Raw genomic sequence first — 19,702 nt, 5'->3', positions numbered from 1 at the left:
TCAGGCGCGGCGCGCAGGCTGGCCCATCCAGTGGTGCACCAGGTCGACGGTGGCGCCGGTGGCGGCCTCGTCGCACTGCAGTACCAGCAGGTCGCCCGGCACCAGCTGGTTCAGGGCGGTTTCAATGGCGCTGGCACGCGTGCCTTCGTCGATGATCTTGGTGACGCGCCGGCCTTCGTACAGGCCCTGCTTGAGCAGCGCGCGCGCCTCGGCATCGGGCAGGGCGCGCTTGACGCTGCGGTCCTCGCACAGGAAGACGCGGTCGAAATGCTGGCCCAGCGCCATGCCTTGGCGCACCAGGTCTTCGTCGCGGCGTTGCATGCCGGCGCCGTAGACCACCATGCGGCGCTCGGCCGGGAAGCGCTCCAGCGCGGTCGCCAGGGCTTCCAGCGCGGGCGCGTTGTGGGCGTCGTCGACCACCACGGTGGCGCCGTTGCGCTCGAACAGCGTGAAGCGGCCCGGCACGTCGACCTGGCCGACATCGAAGGTCACCACGCCGGCGCGGATCAGGTCGTTGGAAATGCCCAGCGCCCAGCCCGCGGCCACGGCCGCCAGCACGTTCTCGACCTGGAACGCGACGCGCCCGGCATAGGTCAGCGGCACCGCGGCCACGTCCACCAGCGCGGTTTCGCTGCTGCCGGTGGCCAGCACGATCTTGCCTTCGCGCAGGTACACCGCGCGCTTGCCGGCGGCACGGTGCGACACGATCGCGGGCAGCTCCGGCGTCAGGCCGAAGAAGATCACGTCGCCGTCGCACAGCCCGGCCATCTCCACCAGGCGTTCGTCGCGCGCGTTGAGCACGGCCGCGCCGGTCTCAAGCACCACGTCGACCTGCGTGCGCAGCACGTTGTACATGCGGTCCTCGTCCTCGACGTAGTAGTCGCCGAGGTGGTCGGGCTGGTCGAAATTGGTGACCACGCCGACCTGGCAGCGGTCGTAGGCCAGGCCTTCGGAGAGGATGCTGCCGCTGTCGTTCTCGAACACGGCGGCCTCGACCGCGCGGTTCATCAGGATGCGATGGCCCGATTCCCAGTTGGCGCGGTCGCCGCTTTCCACCTGGCGGCGGTCCAGGAACAGCCCGTCGCTGCAGGCCAGGCCGGTATGCTTGCCCGACAGCTGCAGCAGGCGCGCCACCAGGCGCGCGACCACGGTCTTGCCGTTGGTGCCGGTCACGCCCACCACCGGGATGCGGCCCTGGTCGTCATCGGACTCAGGGAACAGGTGGTTGACGATGGCGCGGCCGACCGGACGCGGCGTGCCTTCGGCCGGCTTGATATGCATCAGCAGGCCGGGGCCGGCGTTGACCTCGACGATGGCGCCGCGCTGCTCGGCCAGCGGGCGCGAGATGTCCTCGGCCACCAGGTCCACGCCGGCGATGTCCAGCCCGACCACGCGCGCGGCCAGCGCCGCATGCGCTGCGACGCTCGGGTGCACGCGGTCGGTGACGTCGAAGGCGACATTGCCGTTGCGCTGGATCAGCACGGTGCGGCCTTCGGGCGGTACCGAGCTGGCGTCCATGCCCTGGCGCTTCAGTTCCAGGCGCGCGGCCGAGTCCAGCCGCACACGGTTCAGCGGATGATCCTCGGTGGTGCCGCGGCGCGGATCGGAATTGATCTGCAGCTCGATCAGCTCGTCGATGGTGGACTTGCCGTCGCCGACCACGCTCGCGGTCTCGCCCATGGCGGCGGCCACCAGGCGGCCGCCCACCACCAGCAGGCGGTGCTCGTTGCCGGGGATGAAGCGTTCGACGATGACGCCGTTGCCTTCGTCGATGGCCACGCCGTAGGCGGTCTCGACTTCCTCGCGGGTCATCAGGTTGGTGAACACGCCGCGGCCGTGGTTGCCGTCATAGGGCTTGACCACCACCGGCACGCCGATGTCCTCGGCGGCGTCCCAGGCGTCTGCCGGGGAATCGACCATGCGGCCCTCGGGGACCGGCACGCCGCAGGACTCAAGCAGGCTCTTGGTCAGGTCCTTGTCGCGCGAGATGCTTTCGCCGATGGCGCTGGTACGGTCGGTCTCGGCGGTCCAGATGCGGCGCTGGCGCGCGCCGTAGCCCAGCTGCACCAGGTTGCCGTCCGACAGGCGGATCGCCGGGATGTCGCGGTCGTCCGCGGCATCGACGATGCAGGCGGTGCTGGGGCCCAGGCAATGCTCGTCCACCAGGCGGCGCAGGTTGTCCACGGCGGCGGGGACGTCGAAGGGACGGTCCTCGATCGCGGCCATGACCAGGTCGCGGGCGGTGAACAGGGCGACGCGGGTGACTTGCTCGTGCCAGGCGCGCACGATCACCTTGTAGACGCCGCGCACCGGGGTCTCGCGCGCCTTGCCGAAGCCGCCGGGCATGCCTGCCAGGTTCTGCAGCTCAAGCGTCACGTGTTCCAGGATATGGCCGGGCCAGGTGCCGTCCTTCACGCGCTGCAGGAAGCCGCCGCGCTCGCCGATACTGCAGCGATGCTCGATCAGCGACGGCAGCCAGGCCGACAGGCGCTCGTAGAACCCCGGAATCGTGTTGGAGGGAAAGTCCTCCAGTTCCCCGATATCGACCCATGCCTCCAGTACGGGCCGATATGTCCACATATTCGGGCCGCGCAGCGACATGACATCGAAAATCTCAATGTCCTTCTTTTTCATTGAATTAGCTTGAGGCAGTGGGCGGAACCGCCCGAGAAATGGAAGCCTAACCTTTCAGTAACGTTACAGCACAGAGCGGGTTGACTTTCTTCGTGTAAAAGTGATTGTGCAGTGCATCAGGAGTACCCGCGCGTTCGTCGTTATGTATACTGCGGGCGAATTCGCGGGCCGCCAGAGCGTGCCCGGCCTAAATTTGTTTCAAGTTATGTCCGTACCCCCTGGACGCACGCCGCGCCATCCATGACCCAGTCCTCCCTGCCTGTCCCTACCGCCCCTGCTGCCGACGAGCCCTGGCGGACCGAATCCGGATCGTGGCTCCGACCCGGCGAGACCGTCCTGGCCGGACTGGTTCTGGACCTCGACGCGAAGCTGCATTTTACCCAAGGGTGGCTGGTTGTGACCGACCAGCGCATCGTTGCCCGGGCTCCCGGTGAAAAAAATGTGCGGGAATGGAACATCGGGACCTCCCTGCGCCTCTCGCACACCGACCACGCGGGCGTGGGCGCGCTGGAACTGAGCGGTCCAGAGGGCCGGCTGGCCAGCTGGCGATACACGCTTGGTTACAATCCGGCCGCGCTGCGGCTGGCCGACCAGTTCGAATTCCAGCGCGATGCCGCCGGCGCGCGCCCGGCCGGCGAGGCGGGCGAAGTGCTGTGCCCGACCTGCAAGGCGCCGCTGCCGCCGGACGAGGAACAGTGCCCCCAATGCAGCCGGGAGCTGGAAACCCCGCCGTCGACCTGGGCGCTGCTGCGCCTGTGGCGCTTTGCCCGGCCGTACCAGTGGCAGCTGCTGGCGGGCTTCCTGCTGACGCTGCTGTCCACCGCGGCCACGCTGGTGCCGCCGTACCTGACCATGCCGCTGATGGACAAGGTGCTGATCCCGTTCCAGAACGGGGTGCCAATCGACTACGGGCTGGTGCGTCTGTACCTGGCGGGATTGCTGGGGGCGGCGCTGGTGGCCTGGTCGCTGGGGTGGGCGCGCACTTACCTGCTCGCGCGCGTATCGGAGCGTATCGGCGCCGATCTGCGCACTACCACGTACGAACATCTGCTAAAGCTGTCGCTGGAATACTTCGGGGGCAAGCGCACCGGCGACCTGATGGCGCGCATCGGCTCGGAAAGCGACCGCATCTGCGTCTTCCTGTCGCTGCACCTGCTGGACTTTGCCACCGACGTGCTGATGATCCTCATGACGGCGGTGATCCTGGTATCGATCAACCCGTGGCTGGCATTGGTCACGCTGGTGCCGCTGCCGTTCATTGCCTGGATGATCCACCTGGTGCGGGACCGCCTGCGCCACGGCTTCGAGAAGATCGACCGGATCTGGTCCGAGATCACCAATGTGCTGGCCGATACCATCCCCGGCATCCGCGTGGTCAAGGCCTTTGCCCAGGAAAAGCGTGAGGTGTCGCGCTTCCGCGAGGCCAACAAGCACAACCTGGCGATCAATGACCGCGTCAACGCGGTATGGTCGCTGTTCACGCCGACGGTGACCCTGCTGACCGAGATCGGCCTGCTGATCGTGTGGGTGTTCGGCATCTGGCAGGTGTCGCACAGCGCCATCACGGTGGGTGTGCTGGTGGCGTTCCTGACCTATATCAGCCGCTTCTATACCCGGCTGGATTCGATGAGCCGGATTGTCTCGGTGACGCAGAAGGCCGCTGCCGGCGCCAAGCGCATCTTCGACATCCTCGACCATGTGTCGAGCGTGCCGGAGCCGGTGCGCCCGGCGAAGCTGGACAAGGTCGAAGGCGCCATCGACATGAGCGACCTGGGCTTCCGCTACGGTAACCGCGCGGTGATCCGCGGGCTGAACCTGTCGATCGAGCCGGGCGAGATGATTGGCCTGGTGGGGCACAGCGGCTCGGGCAAGAGCACGCTGGTCAACCTGATCTGCCGTTTCTACGATGTTTCCGAGGGCGCGATCCGCGTCGACGGCGTCGATATCCGCTCGCTGCCGGTGTCGGAGTACCGCCGCCATATTGGCCTGGTGCTGCAGGAGCCGTTCCTGTTCTTCGGCACGATTGCCGACAACATTGCCTACGGCAAGCCCGACGCCACGCGCGAAGAGATCATCGCCGCCGCGCGCGCCGCGCATGCGCACGAGTTCATCCTGCGCCTGCCGCACGGCTATGACTCGCTGGTCGGTGAGCGTGGCCAGGCGCTGTCAGGCGGCGAGCGCCAGCGCATCTCGATCGCGCGCGCACTGCTGATCAACCCGCGCATCCTGATCATGGACGAGGCCACCTCGTCGGTCGACACCGCCACCGAGAAGGAAATCCAGAAGGCGCTCGACAACCTGGTGCAGGGCCGCACCACCATCGCCATCGCGCACCGCCTGTCGACGCTGCGCAAGGCCGACCGGCTGGTGGTGATGGACCGCGGCCAGATCGTCGAGGTCGGCAGCCATGATGAGCTGCTGTTGCGCGAAGGTGCGTACTACAAGCTGTACCAGGCGCAGGCGCGCAATGTCGACACCGAGGACGGCGAAGACGAAGCGATCGAAACGCCGGAGGCCGCCAATGCCCAATGACATCCCCGCCACCACGCCGACGCCCATGTTTACGCTAGATCGCAATCGTTTTGGCCGCCTGGTCCTGATCGCCGAGGACGGCACCGTCCACGAAGGCGTGGTGCCGGTGCGCGCCTTCCCGATTTCCGCACCGCAGGGCGGCATCGGCCTGATGAGCACCGACGGGCATGAAGTGGTGTGGATTCCGCGGCTGGAGGATTTGCCGCTGGCAGAGCGCAGCATGATCGAAGCGGAACTCGCCTCGCGCGAGTTCATGCCGGAGATTCAGCGTATCGTCAGCGTGTCGACCTATGCCACGCCCAGCGTGTGGACGGTGCAGACCGATCGCGGCCAGACCGAACTGGTGCTGCGCGGCGAAGAGGCGATCCGGCGCCTGGCCGGCAGCACGCTGCTGATATCGGACACGCACGGCATCCACTACCTGATCCGCGACCTGATGGCGCTGGACAAGCACAGCCGCAAGATCCTCGACCGCTTCCTCTGAGGCGTCCCTGGCGACGCTGACCCCGAGCCGGAGTTCTGCCGGCCGGGTTCCCGATCCGGGCCCTAGTGCAGCATCTCGGACGCGTCGTCCGCGTCGTCCCAGTCATCGTGCATGACCGGCACGTCAGGCGCCATGTCGAACACCATCGAGTGGTAGCGCACGCTGAACCACTCGCGGAACATCTGCAGCGACAGTTCCTCGGGCCACATCGAGTCGTCGAACCACTCGCCCAGCATGAATTCGAAGAATTCCTGCCAGCGCTTCTCGACCCAGCGCACGGCGTTGTCGTGCGTATCGGCCAGTTCTTCCGGCAGCAGGAACACGCTCTGATCCTCGCGCACCTGCTCTAGCGTGAGGCCGGCCACCGGCTGGGGATCGACCGCCTGGATCCAGTCCAGGAACGGCTGTTCCGGGACCAGGGCGACCATGGAACGGTTGATGGTGAAGCGGGGATGGTCAGACATGGCGAAAGCCTTCAAGGACTGCAGCCGGCTATTGTAGTCCTTCGGCGCGCCGCTTCCATGCCGGCTATTGATAATCCATGGTAAAGACCATCGCGCTCGACACCGTCCCCGGGGAGGGCGTGCCGCCCAGTCCGATGTAGCGCGCGCCGAAGCGGTATGTGGCGGGAACGTTGGCCGTGATGTTGCCCATCGCATTGCGCACCTGCAGCGGAACGGGCGCGGTGCCGCTCGCATTGACGATCTGCACGCCAGCGCCACTGGCCATGCCGCCCGTCCCGCCACCGCTGATGCCGAGTATGCCGGTTGCGGCCGAGACCACGGGTGTGCCTGCGGCGCCGTCGAGTGTCATGCCGACTATGGCCGCGCCGCTGCAGGTCAACTGGATGGCGAATGGTGTGCTGCCACCCGCGCGCCCGCTCGCGAGCGTGCTGGCGCTGATCGTCGGCAAGTTGACCACCGTTGGGTAGTTGAGATTGCAGGCAATTTCCCGGGGGGTCACATTGCCGGAGAAGCCGATGTAGTTGTTGCCAGAGCCGCCTAGCGCGCCGGCCAAGCTGCCGTTGTAGACACCGAAGCCGAACTCGGTCTGGCTTGGATCGAGATTGCCTGAGGTGATCGGGCCGGTCTTGACAAATTCCACCGATACCGACACGGCATAGTTCAGGTTTGCGTCCAGGTTTCCCAGGTTAGCGCCGCGGGTATCGCACCAGACACCAGCGGCATTCGTCATGGGCTGGCCAGAGGCATTGCGCAGCCGGATGCCGATGCCGGCGACGCCGGTGGAGTAGACGCCGGGCATGACTTCAGTGCCGCTGCCGTAGTAGCAGGAGATGATGGGAGCGCCGGCCACCACGTACGGCGGCACGTAGGCACAGGTGCCGCTGAATGAATAGTAGTGCACCGTTCCGGGAATGGTGCTGCCAACGGCAAGGTTGGCGGCGACGGCAATGTTGCTTAGTGCCTGCAGATATGGCATTGCCGGCGTGGCACTGCAGGTCGCATGAGCGAAATGCGGGACCGCAAAGCATGCAAGTACCACCAGCCAGTGGCGCAGGGTGCTGATTAGTTGTTTTCCGTTCATAGCAGGGCTCGCCGTGATGGCATGCGCGGCGTGCACAAACGGCCAGGTTGCGGGCCGGCCCTCCGGCTTTCCGGCATGCCGGTTGAAGTTGCGCTACTACGATAGGTTTGGCGCAGTCCGGCGGCAATAAGGCTTGCCTTAAACCCGGGTCAGAGATTTCACGCCACCGGAACGGAAGAACTGCCAAACAGCTCCTTGATCCACACCATGCCGCAAGGCTCTGTGATCCGGACGTTCGCTTTCGTCCAGCCATTGAGGAAAACGACAAGCGCATGGCCGCCGGTTGCTGGCTATAGTCTGCGAGGGGATGCAGACAGGCCATGCAGTTTGATGAATGCAATGCATGAATCGATACTTGTCTGTCATGAATCGGGCGCCTGCCGGCAAGGCAAGGGCCCGGCAAGGAGAAGTCATGGATACGTATGTCGACCTGCAGCGGGCCATCCTGAACAACATACCCGACCAGGCCTGGCTGAAGGACGTCGGCTCCCGCTACGTCCTGGTCAATGACGCCTTCATGGCCGCATGCGGGCGGTCCGAGGCCGAGATCCTGGGCAGCACGCCGGACAAGGTGTGGTCGGAGGAATGGGGACAGGTCTACCTGGGCACCGACAAGGCCGTGGTGGCCAGCGGCATCCGCCGGCGCTATGAGGAATGCCGTCACGGCCAGGACGGCAGCCTGCACTGGTTCGATACGATCAAGATGCCGATTCGGGGCCAGGACGGCGCGGTCGTCGGCACGGTCGGCATCTCGCGCGACATTACCGACCGCAAGCGCTCCGAGCAGGAACTGCTGGACTCGCGCGCGCAGCTGCGTGAGTTGTCCGCCTACCTGCAGTCCGTGCGCGAGGCGGAGCGCACCCGGATCTCACGCGAGCTGCACGATGAGCTTGGCCAGTCCCTGACGGCATTGCGCCTGGGTCTGAGCTTTATCGAAGCGCAGCAGGGCCCCGATGCTGGCGACGCGTGCCGCAAGCATTTGCAGATGCTCAAGCAGATCGCGGATTCGACGGTGGACGCGGTGCAGCGCATCGCGGCAGACCTGCGCCCGCCGCTGCTGGATGAGCTGGGGCTGACCGCTGCGATCGAGTGGCTGGCCGAGTCCTTTTCCGAGCGCGGCGGCATCGCCTGCGAGCTGGCGCTGCAGCCCGTTGGCGAGCTCGGCGCCGAACTCAGCACCGCGGTCTTTCGCATCGCGCAGGAAGCGCTGACCAATGCCTGCCGTCATGGCCGCGCCGATCGCGTGCGGGTGGAACTGAGCGAGGCCGGCGGAACCTTGCGGCTGGTGGTTGCCGACAACGGCCGCGGCATCGATGCGTCCAGGGCCGGGCATCGCCGCAGCCTGGGTTTGCTGGGGATGCGCGAGCGTGCGCTGATGCTGGGCGGCAAGCTGGCGGTAACCGGCGAGAAGGGCGGCGGCACCCGGGTCGAGGCGCAGATTCCCAATGCCGGCGCTGCCGGCAACGGAGGGGCAAGATGATCCGCCTGATGCTTGCCGACGACCACACTATCATCCGCGACGGGCTCAAGAAGATCTTCTCCACCGTGCCCGACATGCAGGTGGTGGCCGAAGCCGCCGACGGCTGCGAAGTGTTGGCGCTGCTGCGCGCGCAGGCGCCGGACGTGCTGTTGCTGGACATGTCGATGCCGGGGCGCAGCGGCATCCTGCTGATCCAGCAGATACGGGCCGGCTATCCGGCGCTGCCGGTCCTGGTGCTGAGCATGTACCGCGAGTCGCAATACGCGGTGCAGGCTATCCGCGCGGGCGCGGCTGGCTACCTGACCAAGAATGTCGAGTCCGACCAGCTGCTCGGTGCCATCCGCAAGGTGGCGCGCGGCGGTACCGCGGTCTCGCCGGCGATTGCCGACAAGCTCCTCAGCCAGGCCCGGCAGCCCGATGCCATGCTGCCGCATGCACGGCTGACGGCGCGTGAACTGCAGGTGTTCCAGATGCTGGCCGAGGGGCTGGGCATCAACGAGGTCGCCGCGGCGCTGTTGCTCAGCGCCAAGACGGTAAGCACCCACAAGGCCAACATCCTCGGCAAGATGGACATCGCATCGACGGCCGGGCTGGTGCACTACGCCATCCGCCACGGCCTGCTCGCCGAAGCCGGGGATGCGGCCTAGTCTGCTGCGGTGCGTCTAGGAAAATCCTTAGGTCGAATTCAGCCAATCCTGATGTAGCGATGCCGGCCCGGCACCTACGCTTCAGGTAGCGAAGCCCTGACTTCGCCTGCATAACAAGACCTGAGGAGACAAGCCATGCAGCTGGATCTGCTGATCCGGGACGCCTGCGTTCGCGACGACGCGCCCCTGACCGATATCGCCATCCGCGACGGCCGCATCGCCGCCATCGAGCCCGGCATCGACGTGCCGGCGCATGAAGTGATCGAGGCCGGCGGCCGCGCCGTCATCCCGGGGCTGGTCGAAGCGCACCTGCACCTGGACAAGGCTCTGCTGCACCGCCGCCTGCCGGCGCGCTTCGGCACGCTGGACGAAGCCATCCGCGTCACCGGTATCCTGAAAAGCAAGCAGCAGCGCCAGGATGTGCTGGACCGCTCGCGCCAGGTGCTGGACATGGCGGTCAGGAACGGCACGGTGGCGATCCGCGCGCATCCCGATGTCGACCTGATCCAGGGGCTGATCGGGGTGGAGACGCTGCTTGAGCTGAAATCGGAGTACCACGATCTGCTCGACCTGCAGATCGTGGCCTTCCCGCAAGAGGGCATCCTGAAATCGCAGGGCACCCGCGAGCTGCTGACAGAGGCCATGGACATGGGCGCCGATGTGGTCGGCGGCTGTCCGTACAACGAGCTGAGCTGGGCCGACACCATGCGCCATATCGACATGGTCTTCGAACTGGCACAACGCTATGACGCGCCGGTGGATATGCATGCCGATTTTGCCGACGACACCGGCGACCAGCGCTTTGCCGCAGTGTCATATATCGCGCAGAAGACCATCGAAGCCGGCTACCAGGGGCGCGTGTCGCTGGGCCATGTCACGAGCCTGGGCGCGCTTGACGCGGCGCAGCTGCAGCCGCTGATCGAGCAGATCCGCGAGGCCGGCATCAGCATCGTCACGCTGCCCGCCACCGATCTCTATCTCGGCGGCCGCAAGGACGTCCAGAACCAGCGCCGCGGGCTGACGCCGGTGAAGGCCCTGCACAGCGGCGGGGTCAACGTGGCGTATTCCTCGAACAATATCCGCAATGCCTTCACCCCGTTCGGCAAGGCCGACATGCTGCAGATCGGCAACATGCTGGCGCACGTGGCCCAGTTCGGCGTGCCCGAGCACCAGCTCGCGGTGCTCGACATGGGCACGCACAACGCCGCGCGCGCGATCGGCCTGCACGACACCTATGGCCTCAAGGTCGGGCGCCAGGCGGACCTGGTCGTGCTCGATACCTTCCAGGTGGCCGATGCGCTGATCGACATCCCGCCGCGGCTCTGGGTGGTGAAGCGCGGCAAGATCACCGTGGTCACGCAGCATCGCTGCGAGATCCATCGGCACCGGTGCTGCCCGCACTGACAGCAATGCCCGTTCCCCGTCCATCAAGGAGTCGATCATGAGAAAGCTGCCTGCCGAAGTCGTGGCCTCACTGCTTGCCATCACCACTGTTCCCATCGCCGCGCATGCCTCGCACCTGCCGCCATGGGCCATCTTCATCAGCTGGGCCGCGACCTTTGCCATGGGCGGTCCCACGCCGGAGAACCTGAAGAAGATCTGGCCGACGCTGCCGGTGGGCTCGCTCTTTGCCTTTGTCATCGTGCTTTGCTTCCGCCAGGCAGCCGAGCAGTTCTCCGGCCCTGCGCTGATCGTGGCGGAGATGGTGATCCTGTTCACGCTCAACGCTTCGATGATGTACCTCGCACGCGTGTTCGTCAGGCTGCGCTTCATCCCCGGCATGTTCTTTGGCTTTGCCTCGTATTTTGCAACGCTGTTCGGCGGCTTCGGCCCGGTGCCGGGCGATCCCGTTGTCGCGCTCGGGGCGGTGATCGCCATGAATGCGCTCGGGCCGGCCTATGCCTGGATCAAGCATCACTATGCCGCGCCGGAATCCGTTGCCGAACGCCCATGGCAGGGCTGGAAGACCGAGACCTGAGCCGACGTGTCCTGCCGGGTCTGCGTGCAAGGCGCGGCTTGACCCGGCGCCATCATCGAATCGTTATCGCGGCGGCCGGCGCGTAGGGAATGTCAGCGTCGGACGGTCGCCGCGTATCCGGGGGAAGTGAGTATGGAATTTCTGGGTGAAGTGGATCCTTGCGGCACCGGCACGTCGCGTCGGGCATTCCTGGCCGGCTCGGCCGCGCTGGCGGGCAGCACAGTATTGCCCGCTGTCGGGCAGGAACTGGCGCAGGAGCCGGCGCAATCCGGGCGCGCGGGGCTGGCGCATTCGTCCACGGGCATGGTCACGAGCCCGCATGGACTGGCCAGCCAGGCGGGGCTTGAGGTACTGAAGGCCGGGGGCAACGCCATCGAGGCGGCGATTGCCATCGGTGCAGTGCTGAGCGTGACATATCCTCACTTTACCGGCCTGGGGGGCGACGCCTTCCTGGTGGTCAGCGACCGCGGCGGCAATGTGCGCACGTTCTCCGGCATCGGCCAGGCCGCGTCCGAGACCTCGGGTTATGCCGGCACCATTCCGCTGAGGGGCCCGGCAGCGGCCCTCACTGCCGCCGCCACCGTTGCGATCTGGGACCGCGCCTTTGCCTTCAGCCGGGACCAGTGGGGCGGCACGCAGTCGTGGTCGGCGCTGCTGGCGCGGGCCACCGAGTACGCCGCCAACGGATTCCCGGTCACGCCGTCACAGTGCTTCTGGCAGGAGTTCCGCTCGGCGGACCTGTCAGGCTGGGATGGCTTCGGACAGGTCTTCATGCCAGACGGGCGCATGCCCAGGCCGGGCCAAATGTTCCGCCAGCCCGAGCTGGCCCGCACCCTGGACCGGGTGGCGACACAAGGCGGGCGCGAATTCTACGAGGGCGACCTCGCCGGTCGCCTTGCCGCCGGGCTGGCCAAGGCCGGCTCGCCGTTGCGCGAACAGGACCTGGCGCGCTGCCAGGCGCGCGAAGAAGTGCCGCTGCGCGTCGCTTACCGCGACGGCGAACTGCTCGGCCTGCGTCCGCCCACGCAAGGCGTGACCACGCTGGAGATCATGGGCATCCTCGACCGGTTCGATCTGTCCGGTATCCCGGAAGGCAGCGCAGACTATTACCACCTGCTGGTCGAGGCGGTGAAGCTGGCGTTCCTGGACCGCAACCGCTATGTCGCCGATCCCGATTTTGTCGACGTGCCGCTGGACCGGCTGTTGTCCAGGTCCAATCTCGATGCCCACGCGCGCCGCATCCGCATGGACCGCGCCATGGCGTGGCCGCATGTGTTCAAGCCCGGCGACACGGTCTACATCGGCGCCGCCGACCGCGAGGGCCGCTGCGTGAGCATGCTGCAGACCGTCTATTTCGACTGGGGCAGCGGCCTGGTCGTCGGCGACACGGGGGTGCTCTGGCACAACCGCGGCGCATCGTTCAGCCTCGATCCCGCCAGCCCCAACGTGCTGCGCGGCGGCAAGCGGCCATTCCATACCCTCAATCCCGGCATCTACCTGAAGCAGGGCCGGCCGCACCTGCTGTACGGCACGCAAGGCGCCGACGGCCAGCCGCAGACACTGGCCGCGGTGCTGACACGGATGATCGACTACGGCATGGATCCGCTGACGGCTCTGCGCCGCCCGCGCTTCCTGCTGGGCAAGACCTTCTCGGACAGCCGCGACAGCCTCAAGCTGGAACAGGATGCCGGCCTGCCGGTGTTCAGCGAGCTTGCCGCGCGCGGCCATCAACTGAGCCCGATCCCTGCGCAAAGCCAGCTGGCCGGCCATCCGGGTGCGATCCGGATCGATGCCGGCGGCCAGCTTGCCGGCGCGCACGACCCGCGCAGCGATGGCCGGGCGCTGGGGGTATAAACCGGCGCACCAGCGCCTGCCGCGCTTCCCGCTGACGCTGCGCGGTGCCGGTGCGTCACCCAAGAAAAAGCCCTCGGCCAGGGAGGACGAGGGCCACAAGTGGTAGCGGGCGAGTCGCAGTACGCCCGCATGCCATGATGGTGCCGCTACGCGATCCGGGCATCCCCAATTCTGGGGATGTTGCTTTCCATTGCGCGCTGATAGCACCAACCATCAATGGAGCAAAGGAGCGTGCAATTCCCTGAAATCGAACGCGTCCGATTTGTCATTGATGCCATGAATCGTCAGGACAGCATCGTGGGTCATCGCCAGCTGCAGGCCTGCGGCAATCGCGGCATCGCGGGACGGGTAGACCGGTCCGGGGTTATCGCGGTCGTATTCCAGGGCCCACTGCGCGTCTCGCGTGAGCATGACCTCGATGGACTTGATTGGCATCGCCAACTCCGTTTCATGTGGACGATGTGCGTTCGCGCGGGCGTGGAGAAAGGGCCTGGCAACGGGAGCCGGTGCCAGGCCAGCCCGCCTGTGGAGCACTGTGTTGCTGATGCCGTGCGTTGCCCGGCCTGCAGCAATTCCAGCGTAGGCCAGCGCTGGGGTAATGACTGCAAACAACTGCAAACGCGGCGGTGCGATACGGATGCCGTCCTGGAAGGCAGATGGCGGGGGATCCGGCCGCCAAAGAAAAAACCCGCGAAGCCTTGGGCTTGCGCGGGTTTCTAGACCTGCTGGTATTGCATCGGACTGAATACTGGTGGAGCCGGCGGGAATCGAACCCGCGTCCGTAAGCCCTCCACAGAGAGTTCTACATACTTAGTTCTGTCATTTGATTTAACCGGTGCATCGCGGACGAACACGCTCTGCAACGGCGAGTCACTAGATTTTCGTCCCCGGCTTCGTGACCCTTCCGGAGCTTATCTGACGTAAATGACCTCGCGTGGTCTTGCGACCCTAGCCCGTCAGCGAGCCAGTGCGAGGACGGCCGCAATTAAGCGGCCAGTGCGTAACGTTCGTCGTTAGCAGTTATTGCATTCCCATTGATTAACGAGGTGACGGGTCCTCGGTATGCCCTCCACTGCTTTGTAACCCACGTCGAAACCAGGTCGGCCCCAGTGAGGAAGCTGGATTGTACCCGGTTGGACGCAAGCTGTCGCGGGGAGTTCCTGGCTCGGCCAGGATAACCCTGCGACACAATCAGGCGACCGCGGCGGGCAACAGCAGCGGGATCAGCTCGGCCGGGTGGCGGATCAGGTGGTCGGCGCCCCAGGTCTCGGGCGGTTCGGCGTCGCCGCAATAGCCATAGGCGGCGGTGACGGTGATCATGCCGGCGGCCTTGCCGGCCTGGATGTCGCGCAGGTCATCGCCCACGTAGACGCACTGGCGCGGGTCGACGCCGGCGCTTGCCGCGGCATGCAGCAGCGGGGCGGGGTGCGGCTTGGCGTGGGCCGTGGTGTCGCCGCTGACGACCGCGCTGGCGCGCGGGGCCAGGCCGATCGCGGCGACCAGCGGCACGGTGAAGCGGGCGATCTTGTTGGTGACGATGCCCCACGGGATGCCCGCTGCCTCGAGCGCGGCCAGCACTTGCGGCATGCCGTCGAACAGGCGCGTGTGCACCGCGATGTCGGCCTCGTAGTAGTCCAGGAAGACATCGCGCAGCGCCGGGAACTCTGCATCCTCCGGACGCAGGCCGAAGGCTGCACCAAGCAGTCCGCGCGCGCCGTGCGAGGCGACGGGACGCAGTTTTTCATAGGCCACCGGCGCCTGGCCGCGTTCGACGACCAGCCGGTTGGCGGCCGCCGCCAGGTCCGGCGCGGTATCTGCCAGCGTGCCGTCCAGGTCGAAGAAGACCCCTGCAATGCCGGCCCTCATGCTGCCACCCGGCGGAACGCCATCATGTAGTTCACATCGGTGTCGCGGCCCAGCGCATACACCTGCGACAGCGGGTTGTAGGTCATGCCGCGCATTTCCAACAGGTCCAGCCTGGCCTGGCGGGCAAAGCGCGCGAGCTCGGACGGCGTGATGAACTTGTCGTAGTCGTGCGTGCCGCGCGGCAGCATATTGAGCACGTATTCCGCGCCGACGATGGCCAGCAGGTAGGCCTTCAGGTTGCGGTTGATGGTCGAGAAGAACACATGGCCGCCGGGCTTGACCAGCGTGGCACAGGCTTGCACGATCGACGCCGGATCGGGCACATGCTCCAGCATCTCCATGCAAGTCACCACATCGACGCTCGCCGGTTCACGTGCGGCCAGCGCTTCTGCGGCGATCTCTTCGTAGGTGACGGCAACGCCGGTCTCCAGGCTGTGCAGGTCCGCTACCTTCAATGCCTTGGTCGAGAGATCGATACCGCGCACCGTGGCACCCAGGCGTGCCATGCTTTCGGACAGGATGCCGCCGCCGCAACCCACGTCGACCACGCGCTTGCCGGCCAGGCCGGCGATGCCGTCGATCCAGCCCAGGCGCAGCGGGTTCAGCTCATGCAGCGGCTTGAACTCGCTTTCCGGGTCCCACCAGCGGTGGGCCAGTTCGCTGAACTTGTCGATTTCCTTCGGATCGGCATTGCGGCGCGGCAGGTCCTGATTGGCGGCACCGGCTGCGGAAAGGGTTTGCGATTGCAACGTCATCGTATGCGGGGCCGGCGGCACTAGCCGCGCCGGCGGTGTGAAGGGAAGAGAGGGACAGTCCGGGCAACTGTACCAAAAAAAAAGCCCAGCTTGCGCTGGGCTTTTCGTCGTCGGAAAGAATCCGATTAACGTGCGCTGCGGGTGCCGACCACTTCGACTTCCACGCGGCGGTTCGGCTGCTGGCAGGCGATCTGGGACTTGCGGTTGCCCTTGCACGACTTCGGATCGACCTTCAGCTGGCGCTTGCCCTTGCCTTCGGTGTAGACGCGGTTGGCTTCAACGCCCTTGCTCACCAGGTAAGCCTTGACCGATTCAGCACGACGGATCGACAGGCGATCGTTGTACTTGTCCGAACCGAACGAGTCGGTGTGGCCAACGGCGATGATGACTTCCAGGGTGATGCCTTGCAGCTTCGAGACCAGGTCGTCCAGCTTGGCCTTGCCTTCCGGCTTCAGGACAGCCTTGTCGAAGTCGAACAGGGTGTCAGCAGCGAAAGTGACCTTCTCGCTCGAGACGACCGGAGGAGCCACCGGAGCCGGTGCCGGTGCCGGTGCGGCCGGGGCCAGGGCGCCGTCGCACAGCGCGTTGGCGGTGGCCGGGGTCCAGGAGCTGTCGCGCCAGCAGAGCTCGTTCGTGCCATTCTTCCACACGTACTCGCTCGTACCGTTGCCCCAGTTGTCGTTCACTGCCTTCTTTTCATAAGGGACGGACTGAGCTTGAGCGGATGCAGCCATTACTGCGGTAGCTGCAACGAGCGCGAGCTTGGCAAATTTTTTCATATTTCTCCTCTCAGGATGAGATCACCGCAGGGTTACTGCGAGCAAATGGACGAAAACAAGTCATACATTCTTCGGAGTATAACATTCTCGATGTGGTGGATGCTCCACTTCGAACAATGTCTGGCTCTTCGCTGGGGAATTGTGCCACAAGGGTCGTTTCCTAAGAAGTAAATATATTCGATTCGCCGCATGGGTTTTGGGCCTGTGGTGTTTGTGCAACATGGGTCTTGTATCGCCCGCAAAGCCTTGTGGCATCAGGGATTCCGGGTTTCAGTCAGGGCCTCGGGAGGTGTGCGCAAGGGCTGTCCGGAGAGCGGCAGGCGGGGGGTGGCGGCATGTTAGAATGGCACGTTGCCCAGCCGTCAGGCGCCCACCGTGCCGCGCGCTAAAGGGCCTGTCATTCGCTTAAACCTGCCGCATAAACCACGCCGCAATGGATCCATTCGCAAAAGAAACCCTTCCGGTCTCCCTCGAAGAGGAAATGCGCCGCTCCTATCTCGATTACGCCATGAGCGTGATCGTGGGCCGGGCGCTTCCTGATGTGCGGGACGGCCTGAAACCGGTGCACCGGCGCGTGCTGTTTGCGATGCACGAGCTCAACAACGACTGGAACCGACCCTACAAGAAGTCGGCCCGTATCGTCGGTGATGTGATCGGTAAGTATCACCCGCACGGCGATACCGCAGTCTACGACACCATCGTCCGCATGGCGCAGGACTTCTCGCTGCGCTACATGCTGGTCGACGGCCAGGGTAATTTCGGTTCGGTCGACGGCGATAACGCCGCGGCCATGCGTTATACCGAAATCCGCCTGGCGAAAATCGCCCACGAGATGCTGTTCGACATCGACAAGGAAACCGTCGATTTCGACAGCAACTACGACGGCTCTGAAAAAGAGCCTTCGATTCTGCCGGCGCGTATTCCCAATCTGCTAATCAACGGTTCGTCCGGTATTGCGGTGGGCATGGCCACCAATATCCCACCACATAACCTGAATGAAATCGTCGATGGCTGTCTGCACCTGCTGCGCAACCCGCAGGCGACGGTGGATGAGCTGATTGAATTGATTCCGGCGCCTGATTTTCCGACCGCCGGGATTATCTATGGCATCCAGGGCGTTCGCGAAGGCTATCGCACCGGCCGCGGCCGCGTGGTGATGCGGGCCAAGACGCACTTCGAGGACATCGACCGCGGCCAGCGCCAGGCGATCATCGTCGATGAGCTGCCCTACCAGGTCAACAAGCGCACCTTGCTCGAGCGCATCGCCGAACTGGTCACTGAAAAGAAGATCGAGGGCATTTCCGACATCCGCGACGAGTCGGACAAGTCTGGCATGCGCGTGGTGATCGAGCTCAAGCGCAATGAGGTGCCTGAGGTTGTTCTCAACAACCTATATAAGAACACCCAGCTGCAGGACACCTTCGGCATGAACATGGTGGCGCTGGTCGACCGCCAGCCGCGCCTGCTGAACCTGCGCCAGATGCTGGAGTACTTCCTGGCGCACCGGCGCGAAGTCGTCACCCGCCGCACGGTGTTCGAGCTGCGCAAGGCGCGCGAGCGCGGCCACGTGCTGGAAGGCCTGGCCGTGGCGCTGGCCAATATCGACGAATTCATCGCCATCATCAAGGCCGCACCGACGCCGCCGATCGCCAAGCAGGAACTGATGGCGAAGGCATGGGATTCGGCCCTGGTCCGCGAAATGCTTGCGCGCGCCGAAGGCGAGACCCCGGGCGGCCGCGCCTCCTATCGTCCGGACGGGCTGCCGCCGGTGTTCGGCATGCAGGCAGACGGCCTGTACCGCCTGTCGGATGGCCAGGCGCAGGAAATCCTGCAAATGCGCCTGCAACGCCTCACCGGGCTCGAACAGGACAAGATCGTCCAGGAATATCGCGACATCATGGCGGTAATCACCGACCTGCTGGATATCCTGGCGCGGCCGGAGCGTATTACTGCCATCATCATCGACGAACTCACCGCTATCCGCGCCGAATTCGGCGACGAGCGCCGTTCGCAGATCGAGCTGAACGCGACCGAGCTGGACACCGAAGACCTGATCACGCCGCAGGACATGGTGGTCACGCTGTCGCACAGCGGCTATATGAAGAGCCAGCCGATTTCCGAGTACCGCGCGCAAAAGCGTGGCGGACGCGGCAAGCAGGCGGCAGCGACCAAGGAAGACGACTGGATCGACACGCTGTTCGTGGCCAATACCCACGACTACATCCTGTGCTTCTCTAACCGCGGCCGGCTCTACTGGCTGAAGGTGTACGAGGTGCCGCAGGGCTCCCGCAACTCGCGCGGGCGCCCGATCGTCAACATGTTCCCGCTGTCCGAAGGCGAGAAGATCAATGTGATCCTGCCGGTCAAGCAGTTTGACGCCGAGCACTTCATCTTCATGGCCACCGCCCGCGGCACGGTCAAGAAGACCGCCCTGACCGAGTTCTCCAATCCGCGCAAGGCCGGCATCATTGCGGTCGACCTGGACGAGGGCGACTACCTGATCGGCGCGGCCGTGACCGACGGCCAGCACGATGTGATGCTGTTCTCCGATGCCGGCAAGGCCGTGCGCTTCGACGAGAACGACGTGCGTCCGATGGGCCGCCAGGCGCGCGGCGTGCGCGGCATGAACCTTGAAGACGGCCAGACCGTAATCGCCATGCTGGTGGCGCCGGCCGAGACCGCCGAAGAGGCTGAGGCGGGCATGCGCGGCAGCGTGCTGACCGCGACCGAGAACGGCTACGGCAAGCGCACCCCCATTGCTGAGTACACTCGACACGGCCGCGGCACCAAGGGCATGATTGCGATCCAGACGAGCGAGCGCAATGGCCGTGTGGTGGCGGCAGCACTGGTTTCGCCCGAGGATGAGATCATGCTGATCACCACCGGCGGCGTGCTGATCCGTACCCGCGTGGCTGAAATCCGCGAAATGGGCCGCGCCACGCAGGGTGTCACGCTGATCAACGTTGACGAAGGCACCAAGTTGTCCGGGCTGCAGCGCATCGTCGAAAGCGATGCCGACAACGGTGCCGGTGGCGACGAGGCTGAAGACGCCGACGGTGCAGAAGGTGCTGCCGGGGCCGACTTGGACGCTAATCCGTAAGACAAATCGTAAATTGTTGCAACAATAGGACGCCAGCCGGAACTCGCC

At 65.4% G+C, this 19,702-nt stretch carries 15 protein-coding genes and 1 other RNA gene; 8 read left to right on the top strand and 8 right to left on the bottom strand.

Annotated features, from left to right (window positions below):
- Nucleotides 1–2,634, bottom strand: a complete 2,634-nt coding sequence (gene cphA, locus AC3WLF_RS04635) for a cyanophycin synthetase (RefSeq protein WP_492317464.1) — start codon at nt 2,632–2,634, stop codon at nt 1–3.
- Between the two features lie 240 nt (nt 2,635–2,874).
- On the opposite strand from cphA, the gene AC3WLF_RS04630 reads away from it, so the two are divergent.
- Nucleotides 2,875–5,166, top strand: a complete 2,292-nt coding sequence (locus AC3WLF_RS04630; protein ID WP_492317463.1) for a cyanophycin metabolism-associated ABC transporter — start codon at nt 2,875–2,877, stop codon at nt 5,164–5,166.
- Nucleotides 5,156–5,650: a cyanophycin metabolism-associated DUF1854 family protein gene (locus AC3WLF_RS04625; RefSeq protein WP_018312457.1), complete on the top strand. Its 495-nt coding sequence runs from the start codon at nt 5,156–5,158 to the stop codon at nt 5,648–5,650. Before AC3WLF_RS04630 ends, AC3WLF_RS04625 begins: the two co-directional genes overlap by 11 nt.
- A gap of 62 nt (nt 5,651–5,712) precedes the next feature.
- On the opposite strand, the gene AC3WLF_RS04620 is transcribed toward AC3WLF_RS04625, so the two are convergent.
- Both AC3WLF_RS04620 and AC3WLF_RS04615 read right to left on the bottom strand, forming a co-directional pair.
- Nucleotides 5,713–6,114: a hypothetical protein gene (locus AC3WLF_RS04620; RefSeq protein WP_492317461.1), complete on the bottom strand. Its 402-nt coding sequence runs from the start codon at nt 6,112–6,114 to the stop codon at nt 5,713–5,715.
- 64 nt (nt 6,115–6,178) lie between these two features.
- On the bottom strand, nt 6,179–7,195 hold the full coding sequence (locus tag AC3WLF_RS04615; RefSeq protein ID WP_492317460.1) for a fimbrial protein: 1,017 nt from the start codon (nt 7,193–7,195) through the stop codon (nt 6,179–6,181).
- A 412-nt stretch (nt 7,196–7,607) separates the two neighbouring features.
- On the opposite strand from AC3WLF_RS04615, the gene AC3WLF_RS04610 reads away from it, so the two are divergent.
- The 5 genes from AC3WLF_RS04610 (at nt 7,608) to AC3WLF_RS04590 (ending at nt 13,154) form a co-directional block, all read left to right on the top strand.
- Nucleotides 7,608–8,675 carry a sensor histidine kinase gene (locus AC3WLF_RS04610; protein WP_492317459.1) on the top strand — a complete coding sequence of 356 codons (1,068 nt, stop codon included), beginning with the start codon at nt 7,608–7,610 and terminating at the stop codon, nt 8,673–8,675.
- The gene (locus AC3WLF_RS04605) at nt 8,672–9,322 is read left to right on the top strand and encodes a response regulator (RefSeq protein ID WP_492317458.1); all 651 of its coding nucleotides are present in this window, start codon (nt 8,672–8,674) and stop codon (nt 9,320–9,322) included. Before AC3WLF_RS04610 ends, AC3WLF_RS04605 begins: the two co-directional genes overlap by 4 nt.
- A 135-nt stretch (nt 9,323–9,457) precedes the next feature.
- A complete protein-coding gene (locus AC3WLF_RS04600; RefSeq protein ID WP_492317457.1) occupies nt 9,458–10,726 on the top strand; it encodes an amidohydrolase family protein in 1,269 nt (422 codons plus the stop codon).
- A 37-nt stretch (nt 10,727–10,763) separates the two neighbouring features.
- On the top strand, nt 10,764–11,300 hold the full coding sequence (locus AC3WLF_RS04595) for a DUF1097 domain-containing protein (RefSeq protein WP_492317456.1): 537 nt from the start codon (nt 10,764–10,766) through the stop codon (nt 11,298–11,300).
- A gap of 132 nt (nt 11,301–11,432) precedes the next feature.
- Nucleotides 11,433–13,154: a gamma-glutamyltransferase family protein gene (locus AC3WLF_RS04590; RefSeq protein ID WP_492317455.1), complete on the top strand. Its 1,722-nt coding sequence runs from the start codon at nt 11,433–11,435 to the stop codon at nt 13,152–13,154.
- 213 nt (nt 13,155–13,367) lie between these two features.
- Here the strand turns inward: AC3WLF_RS04590 and AC3WLF_RS04585 are convergent, their stop codons facing one another.
- From AC3WLF_RS04585 to ompA, 5 genes are all read right to left on the bottom strand, one after another.
- Nucleotides 13,368–13,589, bottom strand: a complete 222-nt coding sequence (locus AC3WLF_RS04585; RefSeq protein ID WP_492317454.1) for a DUF2188 domain-containing protein — start codon at nt 13,587–13,589, stop codon at nt 13,368–13,370.
- A gap of 314 nt (nt 13,590–13,903) precedes the next feature.
- Nucleotides 13,904–14,262, bottom strand: a transfer-messenger RNA (tmRNA) gene (gene ssrA / locus AC3WLF_RS04580).
- Between the two features lie 83 nt (nt 14,263–14,345).
- Nucleotides 14,346–15,020 carry a phosphoglycolate phosphatase gene (gene gph, locus AC3WLF_RS04575; RefSeq protein ID WP_492317453.1) on the bottom strand — a complete coding sequence of 225 codons (675 nt, stop codon included), beginning with the start codon at nt 15,018–15,020 and terminating at the stop codon, nt 14,346–14,348.
- Nucleotides 15,017–15,775 carry a bifunctional 2-polyprenyl-6-hydroxyphenol methylase/3-demethylubiquinol 3-O-methyltransferase UbiG gene (ubiG, locus tag AC3WLF_RS04570; RefSeq protein WP_492357890.1) on the bottom strand — a complete coding sequence of 253 codons (759 nt, stop codon included), beginning with the start codon at nt 15,773–15,775 and terminating at the stop codon, nt 15,017–15,019. Before ubiG ends, gph begins: the two co-directional genes overlap by 4 nt.
- 125 nt (nt 15,776–15,900) lie before the next feature.
- Nucleotides 15,901–16,554, bottom strand: a complete 654-nt coding sequence (gene ompA, locus AC3WLF_RS04565) for an outer membrane protein OmpA (RefSeq protein ID WP_010812964.1) — start codon at nt 16,552–16,554, stop codon at nt 15,901–15,903.
- Between the two features lie 433 nt (nt 16,555–16,987).
- On the opposite strand from ompA, the gene gyrA reads away from it, so the two are divergent.
- Nucleotides 16,988–19,654 (top strand): DNA gyrase subunit A, encoded by a 2,667-nt coding sequence (gene gyrA, locus AC3WLF_RS04560; protein ID WP_492317451.1) that lies wholly within the window; start codon nt 16,988–16,990, stop codon nt 19,652–19,654.
- Nucleotides 19,655–19,702: the final 48 nt, after the last annotated feature.

This window comes from Cupriavidus sp. FW306-01-F10A (assembly GCF_058782785.1).
This window is presented reverse-complemented; position numbering and strand designations above follow the sequence as displayed.